The following is an 18,851-nucleotide window of genomic DNA, read 5'->3' as shown; positions in this document are numbered from 1 at the left end:
TCCGACGAAATAAGGCCTCATCATAGGAGGTGATGAGCTAGTTCTGAGGGCCAGGAGGGCCCTTTGATTAGGAAGCCTTATTTTGGCGGAAATCGAGCTTTAGATGATTCGAAAAATTTCTCAAGAAGCGAAAAATTAGCTTTTTGCAGTTTAACCTTTATTAAAGGGGTGGGCGAGATGTTTTTTTACAATGGTCGAATTTTAACTTTGGATCCTCAAACTAAAGAAGCTGATTATTTAGAGATAAAAGGGAATCGGATTACTCAGGTAGGGAACGGGAAGATTTCTAGTAAAGATGGTATAAATCTTGAGGAAAAAACTCTTCTTCCTGGATTTTTTGATACCCATCTCCATATGTTAAACTATGGACTGATGCTTAAGGCTGTTAATCTGCGGGACTGTAATTCGATAACAGAACTTATAGATCGGGTTAAAGAACGTGTTCAATCGGAGACTAAAGGGGCCTGGATCTTTGGGAGAGGGTGGGATGAAAACCGTTATAACGGGATTTTTCCGACCAGAGATGACTTAGATAAGGTTGCTCCTGAAAATCCGGTAGTCTTAAGCAGGGTCTGTGGTCATTTACTTGTGCTTAATTCTCTTGCATTAGAATTACTTGGCATTGATGAGAGTACTCCTGTCCCTGAAGGGGGAGCTATAGATCGGGATCAATCAGGACGGTTAAGTGGAATTTTCCGTGAAAAGGCTATGGAACTGGTATTTGATCGTTTACCTAAAAAGAGTCTTAAAGAGGTTGAAAAAGCTTTAATTAAAGCAGGTCAATCGATTCTTTCCTATGGTATTACTACTGTACATACTGATGACCTGGCTGAATTTGATGATATAGAACCGCTTTTTGAACTTTATAGAAAGCTTTGGCAGGAAGGTAAGATTCCCAGGACCCATCTCCATATACGCAGTAAACACCTTGATCAAGCTAAAGCATTGGGGTTAGAAACCGGGACAAAGCTGGATGGGATTACCATAGGAGCGGTTAAAATCTTTGCTGATGGTTCTCTGGGAGCCAGGACTGCTGCTCTCTTAGAAGATTATAGTGATGCTCCTGGAGAGAAAGGAATTTTAATTTACAGTGATGAGGAACTCTATCAGATGGTTAAAGATGCCCATAGTGCCGATTTTGCTGTTGCCATTCATGGAATTGGAGATGCTGCTTCATCCCAGGCTTTGCGGGTTATTGGACAGGTTCAAAAAGAAGATCCTAGGCCATATTTACGTCATCGATTGATACATGCTCAAATTTTGAATGATGAGATTATGGAGCAGATGGTGGAATATGGGGTTATTGGAGAGATACAGCCCATCTTTATAAATACAGATTTACACTGGGCAGAGAACAGGGTTGGAGAACGTATTCATACGTCCTATAACTGGCAAACAATGTGGCAAAAAGGAATCCGACTGACTGGAAGTTCTGACTGTCCTGTAGAACCGGTTAATCCGCTTTTGGGAATCTATTCAGCAGTTACTCGCAAAGATCTTAACGGTAAGCCAGAGGAAGGCTGGTATTCTAAGGAAGCTTTATCTTTAGAACAGGCATTGCAACTTTTTACATCCTGCGGTGCTTACGCAGGAGGTGAAGAAGGGGATGCGGGTTCTTTGACGGTTGGAAAGGTTGCTGATCTTGTAGTATTAGACCGACCTATTGATCGTATTTCCTTAGATGAGATTAAGGATATTAAGATTGATATGACCATAATGGATGGAAAAGTTGTTTATCAGAGGGATAATAAATAGTTAGATAGTGAAAATGGAGTGAATTATGATGAATTATATGGATTATATTAATAGCTTTAGTAAATTCAAAATGGGTGGAGGATACCGGCCTGGTCTTGAACGGGTCAAAGCTGCATTAAAAGAGCTGGGAAACCCGGAAAGAGAGGTTAAAATAATCCATGTAGCTGGAACTAATGGTAAAGGTTCTACTTCAGCAATGATGGCTTCGATTTTAAAACAGGCGGGATATCGAGTTGGTTTTTATTCTTCTCCTCATTTACATCATTTTCGCGAAAGGTTCCGGATAAATGGAGTTCCCATCTCTAAAGAAGAGCTGGAATTGATGGTTAAAAAAGTTAAACCTGTAATAGAAGAGATTTCAAAAGACCCCAAGTTGGGACGGCCAAGTTTTTTTGAAGTGGTAACAGTTATAGCTTTTGTTTATTTTGCTTATAAAAAGGTTGATGCTTTGGTTTTAGAGGTGGGCCTTGGAGGGCGTCTTGATGCAACTAATGTAGTTTATCCGCTGATCTCGGTGATTACAAGTATTGGTCATGATCATACCGAATATCTAGGTACTACTCTGAGTGAGATTGCCTTTGAAAAGGCAGGGATTATAAAAGAGAATGTAGCTGTAGTTACTGGAGTACAGGATAAAGAAGCCTTTGCTACGATTGAAAAAGTGGCAAAGGATAAAAATGCTCCCCTATATGCACCTTTAAGGGAAGCAGAGTGGACAAAAAAGGAAGAAAACCTTATTAAGCAAAAGATAGATTTAACTCTCGAAAGTCAGTTTTATCATGATCTGGAAATTGGTCTTTTAGGTGAACATCAGATTCGTAATGCTATTGTAGCATTAAAGACAATTCTGCTTTTAAAAGAACATTTTCCGGCTGTTGATGAACAAGCAATCAGAAGAGGATTTAAGGAGGTTAAATGGCCCGGTCGATTGGAATTGATCAGGGAAAATCCTTCAGTTTTACTTGATGGTGCGCATAATATTGAAGGAATCGAAGCATTAGCGCTCTTCTTAGAACGGGTTAAGAACAATTTTGACCATTTATATTTGGTAATGAGTATTTTAAAAGATAAAGATGTAGATCCTATGGTACGGCGGATAGCTCCTTTGGCAAGCGGAATTATCTTTACCCAGAATCATAATTTAAGAGCCAGTTCTGGTGAAGATTTGGCCCGTATTCTTGAAGGAGAAGAGGTAGATATAAAAGTTATTCCCGATTTTGCTACTGCTATTCATAAGGCGATAATAGAGGCAAAAAGCTCGGATCTGGTCTGTATAACAGGTTCATTATATACTATAGCAGAAGCCAGGGAGATTTTACTCCCCGGTGATCAGGGAATTTTATAGTAAGACGGTAGAAATAACTACCGTCTTTTTTTATTGGGTATATTCTCTGTAATAGACGCATATATATTTTTCAGGATAACTTTACAAAAAGGAAGTGGTGAGATGAACCGCAGTCGGCGTTATGGTAACACAAATATCTCTTTAATGGTAGGGGTTATTGTCATGGCCGTTACTGCTGTGGCCCTGGGATATCTTTTAGGGAGCTGGATGATTCAATTTGTTACAGGATCTGAAATTGATCCGGTAACATCTGGGCCCATTAAAAATGAAGTAGTGATAAATAATCAGGATGAATTAGAAGGTGAAGAACCTGCCACAATTAACATTCCTGAAAACAGATATACTCCCAATTTAGAACAGGAAGGATTGTATATAGTCCAGCTTGGTGCATTTAATAATTATGCAAATGCAGAGCGTTTACGTAATGAGCTGTTAGAGAAAGGTTATACAAGTGTTATTATTACAGAAGGCCCCCCTTATAAGGTACAATTAAGAGCCTCAAAGACTAAAAAAGAGGCTGAGGAATTAAAAAAACAGGTAAAACAGGATGGATATGTTGATGTATTTATTGTCCACTGAAAAAGTGGGCGTTTTTTTTTAAAATGATATTTGGTTAAACTGCAAAAAGCTAATTTTTCGCTTTTTGAGAAATTTTTCGAATCATCTAAAGCTCGATTTCCACCGAAATAAGGCTTCCTAAACAAAGGGCCCTCCTGGCCCTTAGAACTAGCTCATTACCTCCTGTGATGAGGCCTTATTTTGTCGGAAATCTCGCTAAGATGATTTGGCGAAAAATTTCTATGTCGCTCAAAATTAGCTTTTTGCAGTATAATCATATTTTGGTAGAAGGGTATTTTGTTCTGTTCCCGACAATTCTGGATAGTAAAAAAGAAGGAATTGTATAAAAAGTTGCCGAATTAACTTAAAATATGGTCTGGATAACTTTAAGATATTTTATACAAATTATAGTAGGAAGGATCTATGTGCTTGAATGTATGATATATGACAGGAGGGATACCAATGAAATTGAAAGAAATAGCAGAACTATTGAATGCTGAGGTTTTGGTAGGAGACGAAAAAGCCCTGGAATTAGAGATAACTATTGCCTGTGGGTCTGATTTAATGAGTGATGTTCTGGCCTATACAAAAGAGAAAACTCTGCTTTTGACAGGTTTAACACAACCCCAGGTAATCCGGACTGCTGAGGTAATGGATTTGAATGCTGTGATCTTTGTTCGGGGAAAAAGACCTGAGCAAGTTACTATTCAACTGGCGAAAGAAAAAAATATTCCGCTTTTGATGACTCAATTACCTTTATTTGAAGCCTGTGGGCTCCTTTACTCAAAGGGGGTAAGAGGTTGTTATGATTGGAGGAACAGGAAGGATTGATAATCGGGAACGTTTTTTTCAGGTTGAATCACCTTTTGTTCAGAAACTTGCCAGTGATTTAAAGGCTAAAGATGTTATGACATATAATGTAATTACATTAGCTGTTGATCAAAAGGTTAAACAGGCTAAAGAAATTATGAGGTTAAAAAAAATTTCTGGTCTCCCTATTATTGATGAGAAAAACCGGGTTGTCGGAATTATTAGTATTGATGATATTATACGGTGGTTGGAAGAGCAGGACCCGGAAGGGGAAATTGGTCGGTATATGACCCGGAATGTGGTCACGGTCCGCGAAGATCAGCTTATAATTGAAATTTTAAAAATGTTCAAACGCTATAAATACGGACGTTTTCCTGTGGTTAATAATGAAAATGTCTTGACCGGTATTATTACCCCTGGTGATGTATTGATCAAGTTTTTACATATTCTTGAAGAACATATGTCTTCACGTTCACCGGAACTGGTTAGGAAAAAAGTTAAGGGTTTTGAAAAAGATTTAAAGTTTGATAATCGTAAACTTGTAAAATTAAGTTTTGAGATTGAGGGAGGAGACTTAAGCCAGGCAGGAGAGGCCTCCAGTCAATTAAAAAGTATTCTGGCTAAATCAGGCCGCTATTCAGATGATTTTTTGCGGAAAGTGGCGATTGTAAGTTATGAAGCAGAAGTAAATGTTGTAATCCATGCCTATAGAGGAGTTATGACGGCCTTTATTTCTCCTGATTTTGTCAAAATAGTAGTAGCCGATGAAGGTCCGGGAATAGTAGATATTGAACTGGCTCTTCAACCCGGCTGGTCTACTGCATCTGAGCAGGTGCGGGAATTGGGGTTTGGGGCTGGGATGGGGCTTTATAACATGAAGCGCTGGGCTGATGATTTGATGATTGAATCTGTTCCCGGTAAAGGGACAATTATAACTGCTATTATTTATAACCGTAAAGGTGAGGGGTGAAAGAATTAATGAAGATTAAAGATTTGTTGGATCTGCTTCCTCTTAAAGTAGTCGTCAACGGAGACTTAGAACGGGAGATTACCGGTGGGTGTGTTTCGGATCTTTTGAGTCATGTGATGGCAAGAGGGAAAGATGGTAATGTATGGATTACTATCCAGTCCCATCAGAATATTGTTGCAGTAGCTTCTCTTTTAAATTTTTCCGCCATTATTGTTGCCGGTGGAGTAGAAATAGATGACAAAACCATTGAAAAAGCAAAAAAAGAAGGAATTAATATTTTAACAATAGACGAGGATATCTACCAGGTGGCTGGAAAACTTTATTCTCTGGGAATTTAAAATGCTTAGGGAATATCTGGCTGAATTGCATGTCCACACGGTACTCTCCCCCTGTAGTGATTTATTAATGACACCGGCAAATATCCTTAAAATAGCCCAGAGGCGTGGAATTGAGATTCTTGCGGTAACCGATCATAATTCTGCGGAAAATATAGAGGTACTTTTTGAGTTGGCTAAAGGTTCAGGTGTATATATCCTACCTGGAATGGAAGTGGAAACTAAAGAAGAGGTACATCTTGTAGTCTTGTTTGATACTTTGGAACAGGTATTGGCCTTACAGGAACTGGTTTATCGCCATTTGCCGCTATTGGAAAATGATGAAAATCATTTTGGTCCTCAGCTTTTGACTGATTTAAAAGATAACTTTGTAGATCGGGTATCCAGATTGCTGGCTGTATCCATATCCCTATCGTTGGATGAGGTTGTGGCTCATGTGGAAAGATTGGGCGGTCTGGTCTATCCGGCTCATGTAGATCGGCAACGGAATAGTATTTTGACCCAATTGGGATTTATTCCTTCTGAACCTGCTTTTTTAGCTCTAGAAGTATCCAATAGATATTTTGAGAGGGGAGAATTTAATCCGCTTTTTAAAAATTATCCACTAATTCCAGCTGCCGATGTGCATTTTATTGATAGTCTACAGGGTTCGGTGATTTTTAAGATAGAGAGTCCAAAAGTGGCAGAAATTAAAAAAGCTCTTTTAAGAGAAGATGGACGAAATTATTATTGGAGGGGCAGTAAATGAGGGAATTATCATTGCATATTTTAGATATTGCACAAAATTCTATTAGAGCTGGAGCAACAGAAATTCAGATACGGATTGATATTAGTACTATGAAAGATGAACTTATAATTGAGATTGAGGACAATGGATGTGGCATGTCAAAAGAGATGGCTGAAAAAGCGTTAGACCCATTTATGACAACCCGGACGACACGTCGGGTAGGGTTAGGGTTACCATTATTTAAAGCTGCTGCTGAGCGGTGTGATGGTGAATTGGAACTTCAATCTGAGGAAGGAAAGGGAACTTTGGTTCGTGCCAGATTCAAACTAAGTCATATTGATCGGGCACCATTAGGAGATATTGCTGGAACAATTGTAACTTTGATTCAGGGAAATCCTGAGATAGATTTTATTTACAGGCATCGATATGATGATCAGGAGTATTGTTTATCAACCAGGATGCTGCGTCGGGAATTAGAAGGAATACCTTTGAACCACCCAGAAGTACTGGAATTTATTGCTAAAGATATATCTCTAGGGTTGAATGGTATGCCTATGGAGGTCTGATTTGATTGACTCTTAAAGCCAGTATTGTTATAATGGTGACATTAACAGTGAAATTGGGATAGATAGGAGTGAACCAGATGCCAAGACCTCCAAAAGAACGAAGAGTAGAATTCATTCCAGAAGTAAAATATTTTAAACCTGCTGGAGTTCCAGTGCGAGATCTTGAGGAAGTTGTTTTAACAATAGAAGAGGTTGAGGCAATTCGTTTAAAAGATAAGGAAGGACTTATGCAAGAAGAATGTGCTGATAGAATGCAGGTTTCCCGGGCCACCTTTCAGCGGGTTTTAATGGAAGCTCGAAAAAAAATAGCCGATGCGCTTATTGAAGGAAAAGCAATTCGAGTTCAGGGAGGAGATTATCGCCTGGCAGTAAAAAAATTCCGCTGCCGCAAATGTGATAAGGTTTTTAAATATACGTTAGAAGAATACAGAAGAGAGGAGCAGAAAGTTTGTCCAGAATGTAATAGCCGTCTAGAGATAGACCATTCTCATAGACATCGACACCGATTTGGAAAATCTTAAATTAAAAAAATAAACCAGTTTAAAAAACATAAGGGTATGTATGTTAAAAATTACCACTATAACTGACGTGGTGATCTTTAACAAGACCGTCATGATGTTTCGCATCACCATCAGACAATGAAAATTAAACTTTGTTTTTGCTTGTTTTCCAACATTTTGATATTACTTTTTACTGCAAAAAGCTAATTTTGAGCGTTATAGAAATTTTTCGCCAAACCACCTTAGTGAGATTTCAGACGAAATAAGGCCTCATCACAGGACGTGATGAGCTAATCAAGGGCCAGGGATGGCCCTTTGATTAGAAAGCCTTATTTCGGCTGAAAACGAACTCTAGATGATTCGAAAAATTTCTTGAAAAAGCGAAAAATTAGCTTTTTGCAGCAAAAAACAATTCATTAGAGTTTATTTTCAGAATAGAATAGTTTTTCTTAAACCAGCGAATTTTTTTTTGAATTATTATTGACATATGCTCAAAATAATTTTATAATAATAATGAGCATATGCTCAAAATAAAAAATTTAAGGAGGGATTTTTAATGCCTTGTTATGATGGTACTGGTCCACTGGGTTATGGTCCGATGTCTGGACGTGGTAGAGGTTATTGTATAGTAAATTATCAAAGAGGGATGGTACAAGGCAGAAAAGGTTTGGGGTTGGGATTTGGTCGAGGTCGGTGCCCGGGATTTGGTTGGCGTTATAGTTGGATAGGTGACTTTAAATGGCAGGTTGAAGATGAAAAGAATTTTTTACAAAATCAGGCTCGAATTTTGAAAGAACAATTAAAGTTAATCTCTGAAAGACTTGACCAGCTTGATAAAGGGGATAATCAGGAGGATTGATTATGAAAATTGCAATTTCATCACTGGGTAAAACTTTAGATTCAGAGGTTGATCCAAGGTTTGGAAGATGTGTTATTTCATTATTTTTGATTTAGATACAATGGATTATCAGGTAATTGAAAATGAGGCATCAGATGCTGCTTTAGGTGCTGGTGTACAGAGTGCGAGTATTGTTTTTGATGAGGGAGTAGAGGTTGTGTTGACAGGTAGAGTAGGGCCAAAAGCTTTACGTGGTCTTAAAGCGGGGAATGTAAAAATTTGTTATAATGTCTCAGGGAAAATATCGGAAGCCATTGAAAAGTTTAAAAAGGGAGAGTTAGAGGAATTTACTGAAGGAGAAGATGAAATGTGAAATATAATTTGACTATTGCAATTGCCAGTGGAAAAGGTGGGACCGGGAAGACCACAGTTGCTATCAATTTATCTTACTCTCTCAAAGAAATAAAAAAGTTCAATTAATTGACCGTGATGTTGAAGAGCCCAATTCCCACCTTTTTCTAAATCCTTTTTTTTTATAGTCGAAAAGAAGTAGTAATTCGAATTTTGATGGTTAATAAAAATAATATGTATAGCCTGTGGATGGTGTAGTGATTTCTGTGTTTTTAATGTTATAACTTTCATTGGCAAAGAGGTTATGACTTTTAATGAACTCTGTCATGGGTGTGGAGGTTGTAAGTATATATACATGGAAGGTTAAAAGTGGGTACTCCTTTAGTTCCGCCGATTTATTAAAGAGTTAAAACAAAAAGTATCAAAAGAACGAATAACTATTATTGATGCTCTCCCAGGTACTTCCTGTCCTGTTGTGGTATCATTATATGATGTTGATTATGTTCTTTTAGTAACAGAGCCAACTCCCTTTGGATTACATGATCTTAAGTTAGCTTTAGAAGTTGTGCGAAAATTGCATTTGCCTTTTGGTGTTATTATTAACAGGGCTATTTAGGTAAAAAAGAGGTTGAAGATTATTGTCAATCTAATTAATGAAAATTTCTTTTAAAAGAGAATTTGCAGAGTGCTATGCTAGAGGTAACTTAACTAGTCAAAAATATGCAGAGTTAAAAGAAGAGTTTCAGCAACTTTTTAATAAGATTGTGAGGCGATTGTCGTATGAAACAACTTCTGATAATTAGTGGAAAAGGAGGTACAGGCAAGACAACTTTAACTGTATCTTTTGCAGCTTTAGGAGATAATCTTATTTTAGCAGATTGTGATGTAGATGCAGCTGATTTACGTCTGGTTTTGAAACCTGAAGTTTTAGAGAGACATGATTTTTACAGTGGAAAGATTGCTGAAATTAATCAAGCCAGATGCAAAAGGTGTTTGCAGTGTGTGAAAAACTGTAATTTTCAGGCTATTGAGATTAATATAGAATTAGCAGAAGTTAGGTTAAATCTCGTGGATGGCCCTCCAGAGATTGGTTGTCCAGTCATTTCCTCTTTTTCTGGGACTGACCTGGCCTTGATAGTTACCGAACCGACGATATCGGGTTTACATGACCTTAAAAGGATTTTGAAACTTGCTGATAACTTTCAGATTGCAAGTATGGTCTGTATTTAATAAGGCTGATTTGGATGATGAAATGTCAAAAAAGATTCTTACATTTTGCGAAGAAAAGGACGTTATGGTAGTGGGGCAAATTCCCTTTGATAAAAAAATGCCGTGGCTATTAGTTTGTGAATACCTCCAGTTGAATATAAAAAAAGCATTAGTACAGGCCCTATAATAGAAATTTATAAAAAGTTGTAAAACATCTGGTTAACTTAGTTTAAATTTTTGATGCCCTGAGTAATTACTTAAGCATCAAAGTTATAACAAGGAGGAGTTGGTAAATTTTTGGTATTGGCTTTAATAACTGTTGGATTAAATCGCCTGGATTATAAAGTCGGATTACTGGATGTAGATATTACTGGACTTAGTATCCCAAGAATGTTTGGATTAAAAGGAAAACCAAAACAATCTGAGTTTGGCATGTTTTATTTAATGAGTCAAAAAGGATTGAGATTATGTCTCTAAATTTATTATTAGAACATGAAGACGATCCTGTCATCTGGCGAGGACCTTTGATGAGGCAGGCTGTACGCCAATTCTGGAGCGAAGTTATCTGGAATAAATTGGATTATTTTATTTTGGATTTGCCTCCAGGTACGGGAGATGTACCATTGACTGTAATGCAGTCAATTCCTATTAATGGACTTATACTGGTCTCTACGCCCCAGGATTTAGTTTACATGGAGGTAAAAAAATCTCTTAAAATGGCTAATATTTTGCAGATACCGGTATTGGGATCGATAGAGAATATGAGTTATCTTATTTGCCCGGAATGTAGAAAAAAATTGATTTATTTGGCCCGAGTAGTGGGAAACAGATTGCCAGAAAAATTAACATTCCTTTTTTAGCCAGACTTCCCATTGACCCTGAGTTAGTTAAACTAAGTGATGAGGGAAGGATAGAAGAATATAGCAATATTAAATTTGATTGGCTGAAAAATCTAAATTAGGAATTAACATAGAGCAGAAAAAATCTGCTCTTTTTTATATTTATATTTAAATAAATCAATTCAGGGAATAATATCTCTGTATCTATAATTTACCTTTGTATTTTGTTATTTTCTATTCTATAATTAAACTACAAAAAGCTAATTTTGAAATCGAGCTTTAGATGGTTTGAAAAATTAGCTTTTTGCAGTAAAATCATTCTATTTAAGAACAATTACTGATATAATAAAATTAAAATTAACTTTTTTTATGTTTTTAATTTTAGAACTTTATCAAAACTTGAGACCGTAATAGAGGATTTTTCACCTTTATCCCGAATAAGTTAAGGTGGCGAGTCTGGTTAAGTTAGTTTTTGGGTTGTTTACAATTTAGCAAAAGGGGTGAAAATCATGAAAGTCAAGACTTTTAAGCAGGGAATTCATCCAGCCTATAACAAAGAATTGACTGCTGGAAAAGCCTTGCAAAAAGCTAAAGACCCAGCTCAGGTTGTTATTCCTTTGCAGCAAAATATAGGCGCACCCTGTGAACCACTTGTCAAGGTCGGTGACCAGGTCAAAGTGGGTCAAAAAATTGGTGAGAGTCAGAGCTTTGTTTCTGCCCCCATTCATTCCAGTATTTCAGGGGTAGTAAAAGCAATTCGAGAAGTAGAGGTTGGAACAGGTAGAAAGACTCTGGCTGTGATCATTGAATCTGATGGTCAAAATACTCTCCATGAGGATGTAAAGCCTAAAGGAGATTTAGATTCTTTATCTGGTGATGAGATTAGGGAGATTATTCGAGAAGCAGGAATTGTTGGTATGGGTGGTGCTATGTTTCCTACCCATGTTAAACTTTCTGTTCCTGAGGGAAAAACTGTAGATACTGTTATTTTGAATGGTGCTGAATGTGAACCATATCTTACTGTTGACCACCGGATTATGATAGAACATCCGGAAGAAGTGGTATATGGTTTAAAGGCATTGATGAAAGTTTTGAATGTTAATAAAGGTTATATTGGAATTGAAGATAATAAATCTGATGCTATTGAGGCTATGATCAAAGCTACTGAAAATGAACCAGAGATTGAAGTTGTTCCTTTAGAGACCAAATACCCGCAGGGCGGCGAAAAGATGTTGATTACCGCTGTTACCGGGCGAGAAGTTCCTTCTGGGGGACTGCCTGCTGATGCGGGTTGTGTAGTGAATAATGTAACAACTGCTTATGCCATTGCTAAGGCTATTAAAACAGGTATGCCATTAATTGAGAGACCTGTAACTATTACCGGTCGGGGTATCAAAGAGCCAAAGAATTTGATGGTTAAGATTGGTACTTCTGTAGCTGAATTGATTGAGCAAGCCGGTGGATTTAAAGGAAAACCGGGTAAAGTAATCCTGGGCGGTCCAATGATGGGTATATCTGCTCATAACATTGATGTTCCAGTTCTAAAAGGCACCTCTGGTATATTGGTTCTTACAGCTGACGAGGTGGAAGATTTTGAGCCAAGACCCTGTATTCGCTGTGCTCGCTGTGTAGATGTTTGTCCTGTATTTTTGATGCCGGTTACTCTTGCAAATTATGCACAGCATGATATGTTTGCTGAACTTGAAAACTATAATGTTTTGGATTGTATCGAATGCGGTTCTTGTTCATATATCTGTCCTGCGAAAAGACCGCTCCTTCACTATATCCGCCTGGGTAAAGCTGAAGTATTGGCTCAACGTAGGAAGAAATAAAGTTGAGGGGGGATATAAGAATGAGTAATCCTAAACTGATTGTAAGCTCTTCACCGCATATCCGGGATGTAGATACAATTCCACGAATTATGCATACGGTAAATCTGTCATTGTTACCAGCTGTGTTGATGGCGGTTTATTATTTTGGATTTTATGCATTGATGATTATTTTGACTTGTGTTATCTTTAGTGTTCTCACTGAAGCAATCTGGCAGAAACTGAGAGGAAAGGAGATAACTATTTCTGACGGTAGTGCAATTTTGACTGGACTTCTTTTGGCTTTGACGCTACCGCCAAGATTACCTCTCTGGATGGCAGCTTTGGGTGCGATTGTTGCTATTTCAATTGGTAAACAGGTTTTTGGCGGTCTTGGTTATAATCCTTTTAATCCCGCACTTGTAGGTCGTGCATTTTTATTAGCAGCTTTTTCAGTTGAAATGACCACCTGGTATTTACCGGGAGCAGGTGTTGATGCAACTTCAACTGCTACTCCGTTGGCATTGATGAAAATGAGTGGTCAGCCTACTAGCTATTGGGATTTGTTTATTGGTAATATTGGTGGTTCTTTGGGTGAAACTTCTGCACTTGCTATTATTCTTGGTGGTGCATATCTGATTTATAAAGGATATGTTGATTATCGGATTACCATTGGTTATCTGGGTACAGTAGCTGTATTGACTGCAGTATTTGGTCAAGATCCTATCTTTCATCTCTTATCAGGTGGTTTGGTGTTGGGTGGATTTTATATGTTAACTGATATGGTAACCAGTCCTATTACTAAATTGGGTCGCTGGATTTACGGTATTGGTGCAGGGGTCATTTTAGTGGTCATTCGTCTCTGGGGTGGTTATCCTGAAGGTGTACTCTATTCCATTCTGTTAATGAACATGACTGTGCCTTTATTGAATAGATATACACGGCCCCGCACTTATGGGGAGGTGAAGCAGTAATGAAAGAAATGCCCAGACTGGTTATTGTTTTAACGGTAATTGCCATTCTTTCTGGTTTGGTACTGACTTTTACTTTTAATGTTACCAATGAGAAGATTATTCGTAATGCAGAAATTAAAAGAAAAGCTGCTATTAGAGATGTATTGCCAGGTCTTGCGTCTTATGAAGTTAAGCAAAAAGGTTCCCTATCTTATTATCAGGGTTATGATACCAATGGGAATCCTATTGGTATTGCTATTGAGGCTTATGGTGGCGGATTCCAGGGCGAGATTAAACTGATGATCGGATTGATTCCTGATGAAAAGAAGATCTCTGCTATCAAAGTTTTAAGCCATTTAGAAACTCCTGGTTTAGGCGCAAGGATTACAGAAGAAAGTTTTAAGTCCAATTTTAAAGATAAACCTTTTGGTGACTATACTGTAGTTAAGCGTCCTGCCCGGAATAAATATGAGGTGGAAGCTATTTCCGGTGCGACTATTTCATCTGAGGCAGTAACATCTATTGTTGAGAATACCCTTGAAGCTGTAAAAGAAGCGTTTGGAGGTGAATGGTAATGCCTTCCCGCGAAAATGTTAATAACTTGTGGCGGGATTTGACTAATGGGTTATGGAATGAAAACCCGGTTTTCCGCCTGGTTTTAGGTATGTGCCCTACTCTGGCTGTAACCAATGCCGCTTTAAATGGTCTGGCAATGGGTTTAGCCACCTCCTTTGTATTGATTTTTTCTGAGATTATCATCTCCCTGGCCAAGAATCTTATTCCGTCTAAAGTACGGATTCCAAGTTATATTATCGTTATTGCAACTTTTGTTACCATTGCTGATTATGGTATGAAAGCTTTTTATCCTGATTTAGCGGAAGTATTGGGACTCTTTATCCCATTGATTGTTGTTAACTGTCTGATCCTTGGCCGGAATGAAGCTTTTGCTTCAAAGAATTCGGTAGTTAACTCAATTATGGATGCTGTTGGTATGGGTCTTGGTTTTACCTGGGCATTGACTTTGTTAGGAGCTATTCGTGAAATTTTAGGTATGGGTACTATTTTTGGTAAAGCTATTCCATTCTTCACAACCTGGTGGGAACCCTGGACTATTATGGTTCTGCCAGCTGGTGCTTTCTTGACCTTAGGAGTACTCCTCGGTATCATGAATTACATGACCAGGTCGAAATAATGAAGGGAGGGGAAGTAAGTGGAATTTATTACTGATCTGTTGCTAATTTTTGTTGCGTCAGTTTTGGTTAACAATTTTGTTTTGTCCAGATTCTTAGGGATATGTCCCTTCCTGGGTGTTTCTAAACAGGTTGAGACAGCATTTAGTATGGGGATGGCTACAACTTTTGTTATGACTATAACAGCTATGTGTGCTTACTTTATTCAAAACTATATTCTGGTTCCATTAAATCTAGAATATTTACAGTATGTATCATTTATTTTGGTTATTGCTTCATTGGTACAGTTGGTAGAGATGTTTATAAAAAAGGTAAGTCCTGTACTTTATAAAGCTTTAGGAATTTTTTTACCGCTGATTACTACTAACTGTGCGATTTTGGGTCTGGCACTCCTTATACCATTGAAAGGTTATGGTTTTATGCAAAGTACTGTTTTTGGACTGGGTGCTGGGGCAGGTTTTACTCTGGCTATCGTTCTTATTGCTGGAATCCGGGAGACCTTACAGTTTGCTGATATTCCGGAGGCTTTGAAAGGTGTTCCTATTACCCTGATTGTTGCAGGTCTTATGGCTCTGGCATTTATGGGCTTCTCCGGGCTGATTCCAATGTAAGGAAAATAGTTTCCGATAATTGGAGGTGATTTTAAGTGGCTAATTTATATATATCAGCCCTGCTTAGCATGGGTGCTCTAGGGGCATTCTTTGCTACCGGGCTTGCAATTGCATCAAAGAAATTTGCTGTCGAAGTAGATCCACGAATTGAACAAATTGAAGCTGTTTTACCGGGGGCCAACTGTGGTGGATGTGGTCATCCAGGTTGCAGCAGTTTTGCTGATGCTGTTGTGGCTGGAAATGCAGAAATCAACGGTTGTCCTGTAGGCGGTTCTGAAGTTGCTGAAAAAATTGCTGAGATTATGGGTGTTTCTGCAGATGCAGGCGAGAGAAAAATAGCTCAGGTACTCTGTAAAGGTGGTAGTTCTGTTGCTACGCAGCGTTCCGAGTACCGCGGTATTCAGAGCTGTCGTGCTGCTACTGCTGTTGGTGGAGGCAGTAAGGGTTGTGAATACGGTTGTTTAGGATTTGGTGATTGTGCTGCTGCCTGCCCATTTGGAGCCATTACCATGAGTGATGATAATCTGCCTGTTATTGACCCTGAACTCTGTACGGGTTGTGGTAAATGTGTAGGGGCATGTCCTAAATCAATTATCACTCTGGTAGGCGAATCCCGTAAAAACCACATCCGTTGTTCTGCCTATCTTAGCGGGAAAGAAGTACGTCAGGTTTGTAAGGTGGGATGTATCGGCTGTGGTATCTGTGCTAAAAATTGCCCGGTTGGTGCAATTGAGATGAAAGATAATCTGGCGGTTATGATTTATGAAAAGTGTATTAACTGCGGTATTTGTGCTGAGAAATGTCCAATGGGTACCATTGATTTCTACGGTAAAAAGGTAGAAGAGATTAAAATTAATGATAAGTGTATTGGCTGCACGTTATGTGCACGGGTCTGCCCGGTCTCTGCCATCAAGGGTGAAGTCAAGCAGAAACACGAAATCGACCCAGAAACCTGTATCAAATGCGGTCTCTGCTACACTAAGTGTAAAAAAGATGCCATTGATGTGAAATATAAAAAGTAAGCTTTGCTAAGGTGCTGATTGCTTTATGCTTTCAGCACCTTTATATTTTTTATTTATCTGTGATTAAGCTGCAAAAAGCTAATTTTTCACTTCATAAAGAAATTTTTCTAACCATCTAAAGTAATCCATGGGTTTTCGTCTCATGGATTGATTCATCAGATACTGTGATGAAGTCTTATTTCTTCTTTAATCTCACCAAAATGGTTAAACGAAAAATTTCAATGTTAGCTTTTTGCAGTTTAATCATCTGTTAGATATATAAAAAAATTTAACACTGGGCCTGATTTATTTAGAGGGCACGGTTTGTTTTTGTCTTTCTATGCAATTTTTTCTCCGAAACTGGTAAACCTATTCTTAAGAAAATTTATAACTAGGCATAGGAATGCTGTTTAAGGAGTTTTGTCCAGGTTTTCAAAAGAAACCTATATTCAACAACTTTTTAACTCCATCGCCGATTGCTATGATCGACTCAATTCAATTCTTTCTTTTAGTCGTGACAGGTATTGGCGCCAATTTACTGCTCAGCTTATCAAATAATATGGAGTGAGGAAAGTACTGGATGTCTGTACGGGAACGGGGATGATGTCTTTAGCTATTGCCCAGGAAATAAAAAGATGTTGGGTTATTGGAATTGATTTCAGTGAAGAGATGTTAAAACTCAGTAGGATAAATCTTGTTAAATACCCGGAAGGTAAGCGAATTCACCTTCAGTATGGTAACGCTATGGATTTAAATTTTGCAGATGATTTTTTTGATTGTGCAGTTTTAGCTTTTAGTCTCCGCAATGTTGACGATATTTCCCATGTACTTAAAGAGATAAAACGGGTGGTAAGTCCTGATGGAATAGTTATTACATCGGATATTTCCAAACCTGAGTATCCGTTTTTCTTTCAACTATATTATTATTTTTATCATCTGGTTCCCAGGGTTAGAAAAATGATTTCCGGTCAGAAAGGTCCTTATAATTATCTGCCAACTCTCTTATTAATTTTCCTAACCGTCTTCAATTAGAAGAAATTTATAGAGAGATTGGGTTTACTAATGTAAGAAGTTTTCCTCTTATTGGAGGAGTTGTTGCTGTTCATGTAGGAGAGAAGAGGAGTTAGTAATCTGGAAAAACTGTGTATTATATGTTATTATTAAAGTTGAATTTTATATTAAGAGTTAGAGGAGGACATGACGGTGAGATTTTTCCTATTGGGAGCAAATTATAAAACAGCACCCCTTGAGCTTAGAGAGAAGATGGCTCTTACCAGACGGGAGATAGGGGAACTAATCCAATATTTTCTCAACGATGAACGAATAGATGAAGGATTTATTCTTACTACTTGTAACCGGACTGAGTTTTATTTTTTGATCAATGACCTCAGTGCCCAGGATTTTATATGGGACTGGCTTGTGAAACGGACAGGTTTATCCAGTGATAAGCTTAAAGAGTTTACGTATACTTATCTAGATCGTTATGTGGTAAACCATCTTTTTAAAGTAGCTTGTGGGTTAGATTCTATGGTCTTGGGTGAAGGCCAGATTCTGTCCCAGGTACGTGAGGCATATCAACTTGCTGCCGAGGCAGGGGGAATTTCAACTATTTTTTATCAACTATTGAATGAAGCACTAAGGGTTGGCAAGAAGATCCGGTCGGAGACGAAGATTGCTCGAAATGGGGTATCAATTCCTGTGGCAGCGGTGGAATTGGTGAAAAAGATATTCCCCGATTTGAGTAGGATAAAAGCAATGGTATTAGGAGCTGGGGAGATGGGTCAGCTGGCCCTTGAATTACTCTATAACGCTGGTGTAAAGGATCTTGTGATTGTCAATCGCAGTAAAAAAAAGCGGTATGAACTGGCCCAGCGTTTTGGAGGAACTCCTTTCTCCTGGGAAGAGAAGCGGGCCGCCCTTACTTTTGTAGACCTGGTCATCTCTTCCACCAGTGCACCCCATTATGTGGTTAAAGTAGAGGATTTAAAGGAACAGTTAAGAGATGAAAAGCATCCACTGGTTCTTATTGATATAGCAGTACCGCGGGATGTGGAACCTGGAGTAGAAGAACTTCAAGGTATAAAGGTTTTTAATATTGATGACTTACAGCAGGTAGCGTACATTTTAAGTTTCACTGGTCATAATGAGATACAAACTGCTGAAGAAATGATTAAAAAAGAAGAGGAAAAATTTGCCCGCTGGCTTGAAATTAGAAAGGTCCATCCTATTATAAAGGCTTTAAGAGAAAGGGCTGAAGAGATTCGCCGGCAGGAGATGAATAAGATGAAAAGCCGGTTAGAAGCCCTCGGTGAAAATGGTCAGGAAGTTGTAATGGACCTGACACATAAAATTATTGCTAAACTTTTACACGAACCTACAGTCCAATTAAAGAAACTGGCTATTCAAGAAGATTCGGAATCTTACCTTTCGATGGTCTGCCAGCTCTATAACCTTAAGATTCCCGAAAAGAAGCAGGTAAGATAAT

The 18,851-nt window shown here is 38.2% G+C and carries 23 protein-coding genes and 1 pseudogene; all 24 read left to right on the top strand.

What is annotated here, in order from left to right; all coding sequences use genetic code 11:
* The first annotated feature begins 177 nt into the window (after nt 1-177).
* The 24 genes and pseudogenes from BBF96_RS07965 to hemA all read left to right on the top strand — a co-directional run bounded on the left by BBF96_RS07965 (nt 178) and on the right by hemA (nt 18,850).
* The gene (locus BBF96_RS07965) at nt 178-1,755 is read left to right on the top strand and encodes an amidohydrolase (RefSeq protein WP_127016645.1); all 1,578 of its coding nucleotides are present in this window, start codon (nt 178-180) and stop codon (nt 1,753-1,755) included.
* A gap of 28 nt (nt 1,756-1,783) precedes the next feature.
* The gene (locus BBF96_RS07960; protein ID WP_164730957.1) at nt 1,784-3,100 is read left to right on the top strand and encodes a bifunctional folylpolyglutamate synthase/dihydrofolate synthase; all 1,317 of its coding nucleotides are present in this window, start codon (nt 1,784-1,786) and stop codon (nt 3,098-3,100) included.
* A 102-nt stretch (nt 3,101-3,202) separates the two neighbouring features.
* Entirely contained in the window at nt 3,203-3,679 is a 477-nt protein-coding gene (locus tag BBF96_RS07955) for an SPOR domain-containing protein (RefSeq protein ID WP_127016643.1), read from the top strand.
* A 441-nt stretch (nt 3,680-4,120) separates the two neighbouring features.
* Nucleotides 4,121-4,489: a DRTGG domain-containing protein gene (locus tag BBF96_RS07950; protein WP_127016642.1), complete on the top strand. Its 369-nt coding sequence runs from the start codon at nt 4,121-4,123 to the stop codon at nt 4,487-4,489.
* The gene (locus BBF96_RS07945) at nt 4,464-5,438 is read left to right on the top strand and encodes a CBS domain-containing protein (RefSeq protein ID WP_127016641.1); all 975 of its coding nucleotides are present in this window, start codon (nt 4,464-4,466) and stop codon (nt 5,436-5,438) included. Before BBF96_RS07950 ends, BBF96_RS07945 begins: the two co-directional genes overlap by 26 nt.
* 8 nt (nt 5,439-5,446) lie before the next feature.
* A complete protein-coding gene (locus BBF96_RS07940; RefSeq protein ID WP_127016640.1) occupies nt 5,447-5,776 on the top strand; it encodes a DRTGG domain-containing protein in 330 nt (109 codons plus the stop codon).
* Between the two features lies 1 nt (nt 5,777).
* Complete coding sequence (locus tag BBF96_RS07935; RefSeq protein WP_127016639.1) at nt 5,778-6,521, top strand: PHP domain-containing protein; 744 nt, start codon at nt 5,778-5,780, stop codon at nt 6,519-6,521.
* Nucleotides 6,518-7,066: an ATP-binding protein gene (locus tag BBF96_RS07930; protein WP_127016638.1), complete on the top strand. Its 549-nt coding sequence runs from the start codon at nt 6,518-6,520 to the stop codon at nt 7,064-7,066. Before BBF96_RS07935 ends, BBF96_RS07930 begins: the two co-directional genes overlap by 4 nt.
* Before the next feature lie 77 nt (nt 7,067-7,143).
* Entirely contained in the window at nt 7,144-7,587 is a 444-nt protein-coding gene (locus BBF96_RS07925; RefSeq protein WP_127016637.1) for a DUF134 domain-containing protein, read from the top strand.
* Between the two features lie 535 nt (nt 7,588-8,122).
* On the top strand, nt 8,123-8,425 hold the full coding sequence (locus BBF96_RS07920) for a DUF5320 domain-containing protein (protein WP_127016636.1): 303 nt from the start codon (nt 8,123-8,125) through the stop codon (nt 8,423-8,425).
* A 67-nt stretch (nt 8,426-8,492) separates the two neighbouring features.
* The gene (locus BBF96_RS07915; protein WP_127016635.1) at nt 8,493-8,777 is read left to right on the top strand and encodes a NifB/NifX family molybdenum-iron cluster-binding protein; all 285 of its coding nucleotides are present in this window, start codon (nt 8,493-8,495) and stop codon (nt 8,775-8,777) included.
* Nucleotides 8,774-8,884, top strand: coding sequence for a ParA family protein (locus tag BBF96_RS16680; RefSeq protein ID WP_205665748.1), 111 nt, complete (start codon nt 8,774-8,776; stop codon nt 8,882-8,884). The genes BBF96_RS07915 and BBF96_RS16680 overlap by 4 nt, the downstream gene beginning before the upstream one ends.
* A gap of 651 nt (nt 8,885-9,535) precedes the next feature.
* Entirely contained in the window at nt 9,536-9,985 is a 450-nt protein-coding gene (locus BBF96_RS07905; protein WP_127016634.1) for a nucleotide-binding protein, read from the top strand.
* 276 nt (nt 9,986-10,261) lie between these two features.
* Complete coding sequence (locus tag BBF96_RS17035; protein WP_127016633.1) at nt 10,262-10,441, top strand: P-loop NTPase; 180 nt, start codon at nt 10,262-10,264, stop codon at nt 10,439-10,441.
* Nucleotides 10,432-10,824, top strand: coding sequence for a P-loop NTPase (locus BBF96_RS07895; protein ID WP_127016632.1), 393 nt, complete (start codon nt 10,432-10,434; stop codon nt 10,822-10,824). The genes BBF96_RS17035 and BBF96_RS07895 overlap by 10 nt, the downstream gene beginning before the upstream one ends.
* Nucleotides 10,825-11,312: 488 nt before the next feature.
* Nucleotides 11,313-12,635, top strand: a complete 1,323-nt coding sequence (gene rsxC, locus BBF96_RS07890; RefSeq protein WP_127016631.1) for an electron transport complex subunit RsxC — start codon at nt 11,313-11,315, stop codon at nt 12,633-12,635.
* 20 nt (nt 12,636-12,655) lie between these two features.
* Nucleotides 12,656-13,585, top strand: coding sequence for an RnfABCDGE type electron transport complex subunit D (locus BBF96_RS07885; protein ID WP_127016630.1), 930 nt, complete (start codon nt 12,656-12,658; stop codon nt 13,583-13,585).
* Nucleotides 13,585-14,139, top strand: coding sequence for an RnfABCDGE type electron transport complex subunit G (locus BBF96_RS07880; protein WP_127016629.1), 555 nt, complete (start codon nt 13,585-13,587; stop codon nt 14,137-14,139). Before BBF96_RS07885 ends, BBF96_RS07880 begins: the two co-directional genes overlap by 1 nt.
* Nucleotides 14,139-14,756 carry an electron transport complex subunit RsxE gene (gene rsxE, locus BBF96_RS07875; RefSeq protein ID WP_127016628.1) on the top strand — a complete coding sequence of 206 codons (618 nt, stop codon included), beginning with the start codon at nt 14,139-14,141 and terminating at the stop codon, nt 14,754-14,756. Before BBF96_RS07880 ends, rsxE begins: the two co-directional genes overlap by 1 nt.
* 18 nt (nt 14,757-14,774) lie before the next feature.
* Nucleotides 14,775-15,365: an electron transport complex subunit RsxA gene (gene rsxA, locus BBF96_RS07870; protein ID WP_127016627.1), complete on the top strand. Its 591-nt coding sequence runs from the start codon at nt 14,775-14,777 to the stop codon at nt 15,363-15,365.
* A gap of 35 nt (nt 15,366-15,400) precedes the next feature.
* Nucleotides 15,401-16,387, top strand: coding sequence for an RnfABCDGE type electron transport complex subunit B (locus tag BBF96_RS07865; RefSeq protein ID WP_127016626.1), 987 nt, complete (start codon nt 15,401-15,403; stop codon nt 16,385-16,387).
* A 399-nt stretch (nt 16,388-16,786) separates the two neighbouring features.
* Nucleotides 16,787-17,398 (top strand): annotated as a pseudogene (locus tag BBF96_RS07855) (ubiquinone/menaquinone biosynthesis methyltransferase).
* Entirely contained in the window at nt 17,371-17,493 is a 123-nt protein-coding gene (locus BBF96_RS17400) for a class I SAM-dependent methyltransferase (RefSeq protein ID WP_127018223.1), read from the top strand. Before BBF96_RS07855 ends, BBF96_RS17400 begins: the two are co-directional and overlap by 28 nt.
* Before the next feature lie 76 nt (nt 17,494-17,569).
* Nucleotides 17,570-18,850: a glutamyl-tRNA reductase gene (hemA, locus tag BBF96_RS07845; protein ID WP_164730956.1), complete on the top strand. Its 1,281-nt coding sequence runs from the start codon at nt 17,570-17,572 to the stop codon at nt 18,848-18,850.
* Nucleotide 18,851 lies beyond the last annotated feature (1 nt).

The sequence above is a fragment of the Anoxybacter fermentans genome, assembly GCF_003991135.1.
In the GTDB taxonomy this organism is placed as follows: domain Bacteria; phylum Bacillota; class Halanaerobiia; order DY22613; family DY22613; genus Anoxybacter; species Anoxybacter fermentans.
The sequence above is the reverse complement of the archived record's forward strand: the minus strand, read 5'-3'. Positions and strand labels throughout refer to the sequence as shown.

Excerpts from the sequence above, each read along its gene's own strand:
- BBF96_RS07965 (WP_127016645.1), top strand. The coding sequence starts at position 178 with ATGTTTTTTTACAATGGTCGAATTTTAACTTTGGATCCTCAAACTAAA.
- BBF96_RS07960 (WP_164730957.1), top strand. The coding sequence starts at position 1,784 with ATGAATTATATGGATTATATTAATAGCTTTAGTAAATTCAAAATGGGT.
- BBF96_RS07955 (WP_127016643.1), top strand. The coding sequence starts at position 3,203 with ATGAACCGCAGTCGGCGTTATGGTAACACAAATATCTCTTTAATGGTA.
- BBF96_RS07950 (WP_127016642.1), top strand. The coding sequence starts at position 4,121 with ATGAAATTGAAAGAAATAGCAGAACTATTGAATGCTGAGGTTTTGGTA.
- BBF96_RS07945 (WP_127016641.1), top strand. The coding sequence starts at position 4,464 with ATGATTGGAGGAACAGGAAGGATTGATAATCGGGAACGTTTTTTTCAG.
- BBF96_RS07940 (WP_127016640.1), top strand. The coding sequence starts at position 5,447 with ATGAAGATTAAAGATTTGTTGGATCTGCTTCCTCTTAAAGTAGTCGTC.
- BBF96_RS07935 (WP_127016639.1), top strand. The coding sequence starts at position 5,778 with ATGCTTAGGGAATATCTGGCTGAATTGCATGTCCACACGGTACTCTCC.
- BBF96_RS07930 (WP_127016638.1), top strand. The coding sequence starts at position 6,518 with ATGAGGGAATTATCATTGCATATTTTAGATATTGCACAAAATTCTATT.
- BBF96_RS07925 (WP_127016637.1), top strand. The coding sequence starts at position 7,144 with ATGCCAAGACCTCCAAAAGAACGAAGAGTAGAATTCATTCCAGAAGTA.
- BBF96_RS07920 (WP_127016636.1), top strand. The coding sequence starts at position 8,123 with ATGCCTTGTTATGATGGTACTGGTCCACTGGGTTATGGTCCGATGTCT.
- BBF96_RS07915 (WP_127016635.1), top strand. The coding sequence starts at position 8,493 with ATGTGTTATTTCATTATTTTTGATTTAGATACAATGGATTATCAGGTA.
- BBF96_RS07905 (WP_127016634.1), top strand. The coding sequence starts at position 9,536 with ATGAAACAACTTCTGATAATTAGTGGAAAAGGAGGTACAGGCAAGACA.
- BBF96_RS07895 (WP_127016632.1), top strand. The coding sequence starts at position 10,432 with ATGTCTCTAAATTTATTATTAGAACATGAAGACGATCCTGTCATCTGG.
- rsxC (WP_127016631.1), top strand. The coding sequence starts at position 11,313 with ATGAAAGTCAAGACTTTTAAGCAGGGAATTCATCCAGCCTATAACAAA.
- BBF96_RS07885 (WP_127016630.1), top strand. The coding sequence starts at position 12,656 with ATGAGTAATCCTAAACTGATTGTAAGCTCTTCACCGCATATCCGGGAT.
- BBF96_RS07880 (WP_127016629.1), top strand. The coding sequence starts at position 13,585 with ATGAAAGAAATGCCCAGACTGGTTATTGTTTTAACGGTAATTGCCATT.
- rsxE (WP_127016628.1), top strand. The coding sequence starts at position 14,139 with ATGCCTTCCCGCGAAAATGTTAATAACTTGTGGCGGGATTTGACTAAT.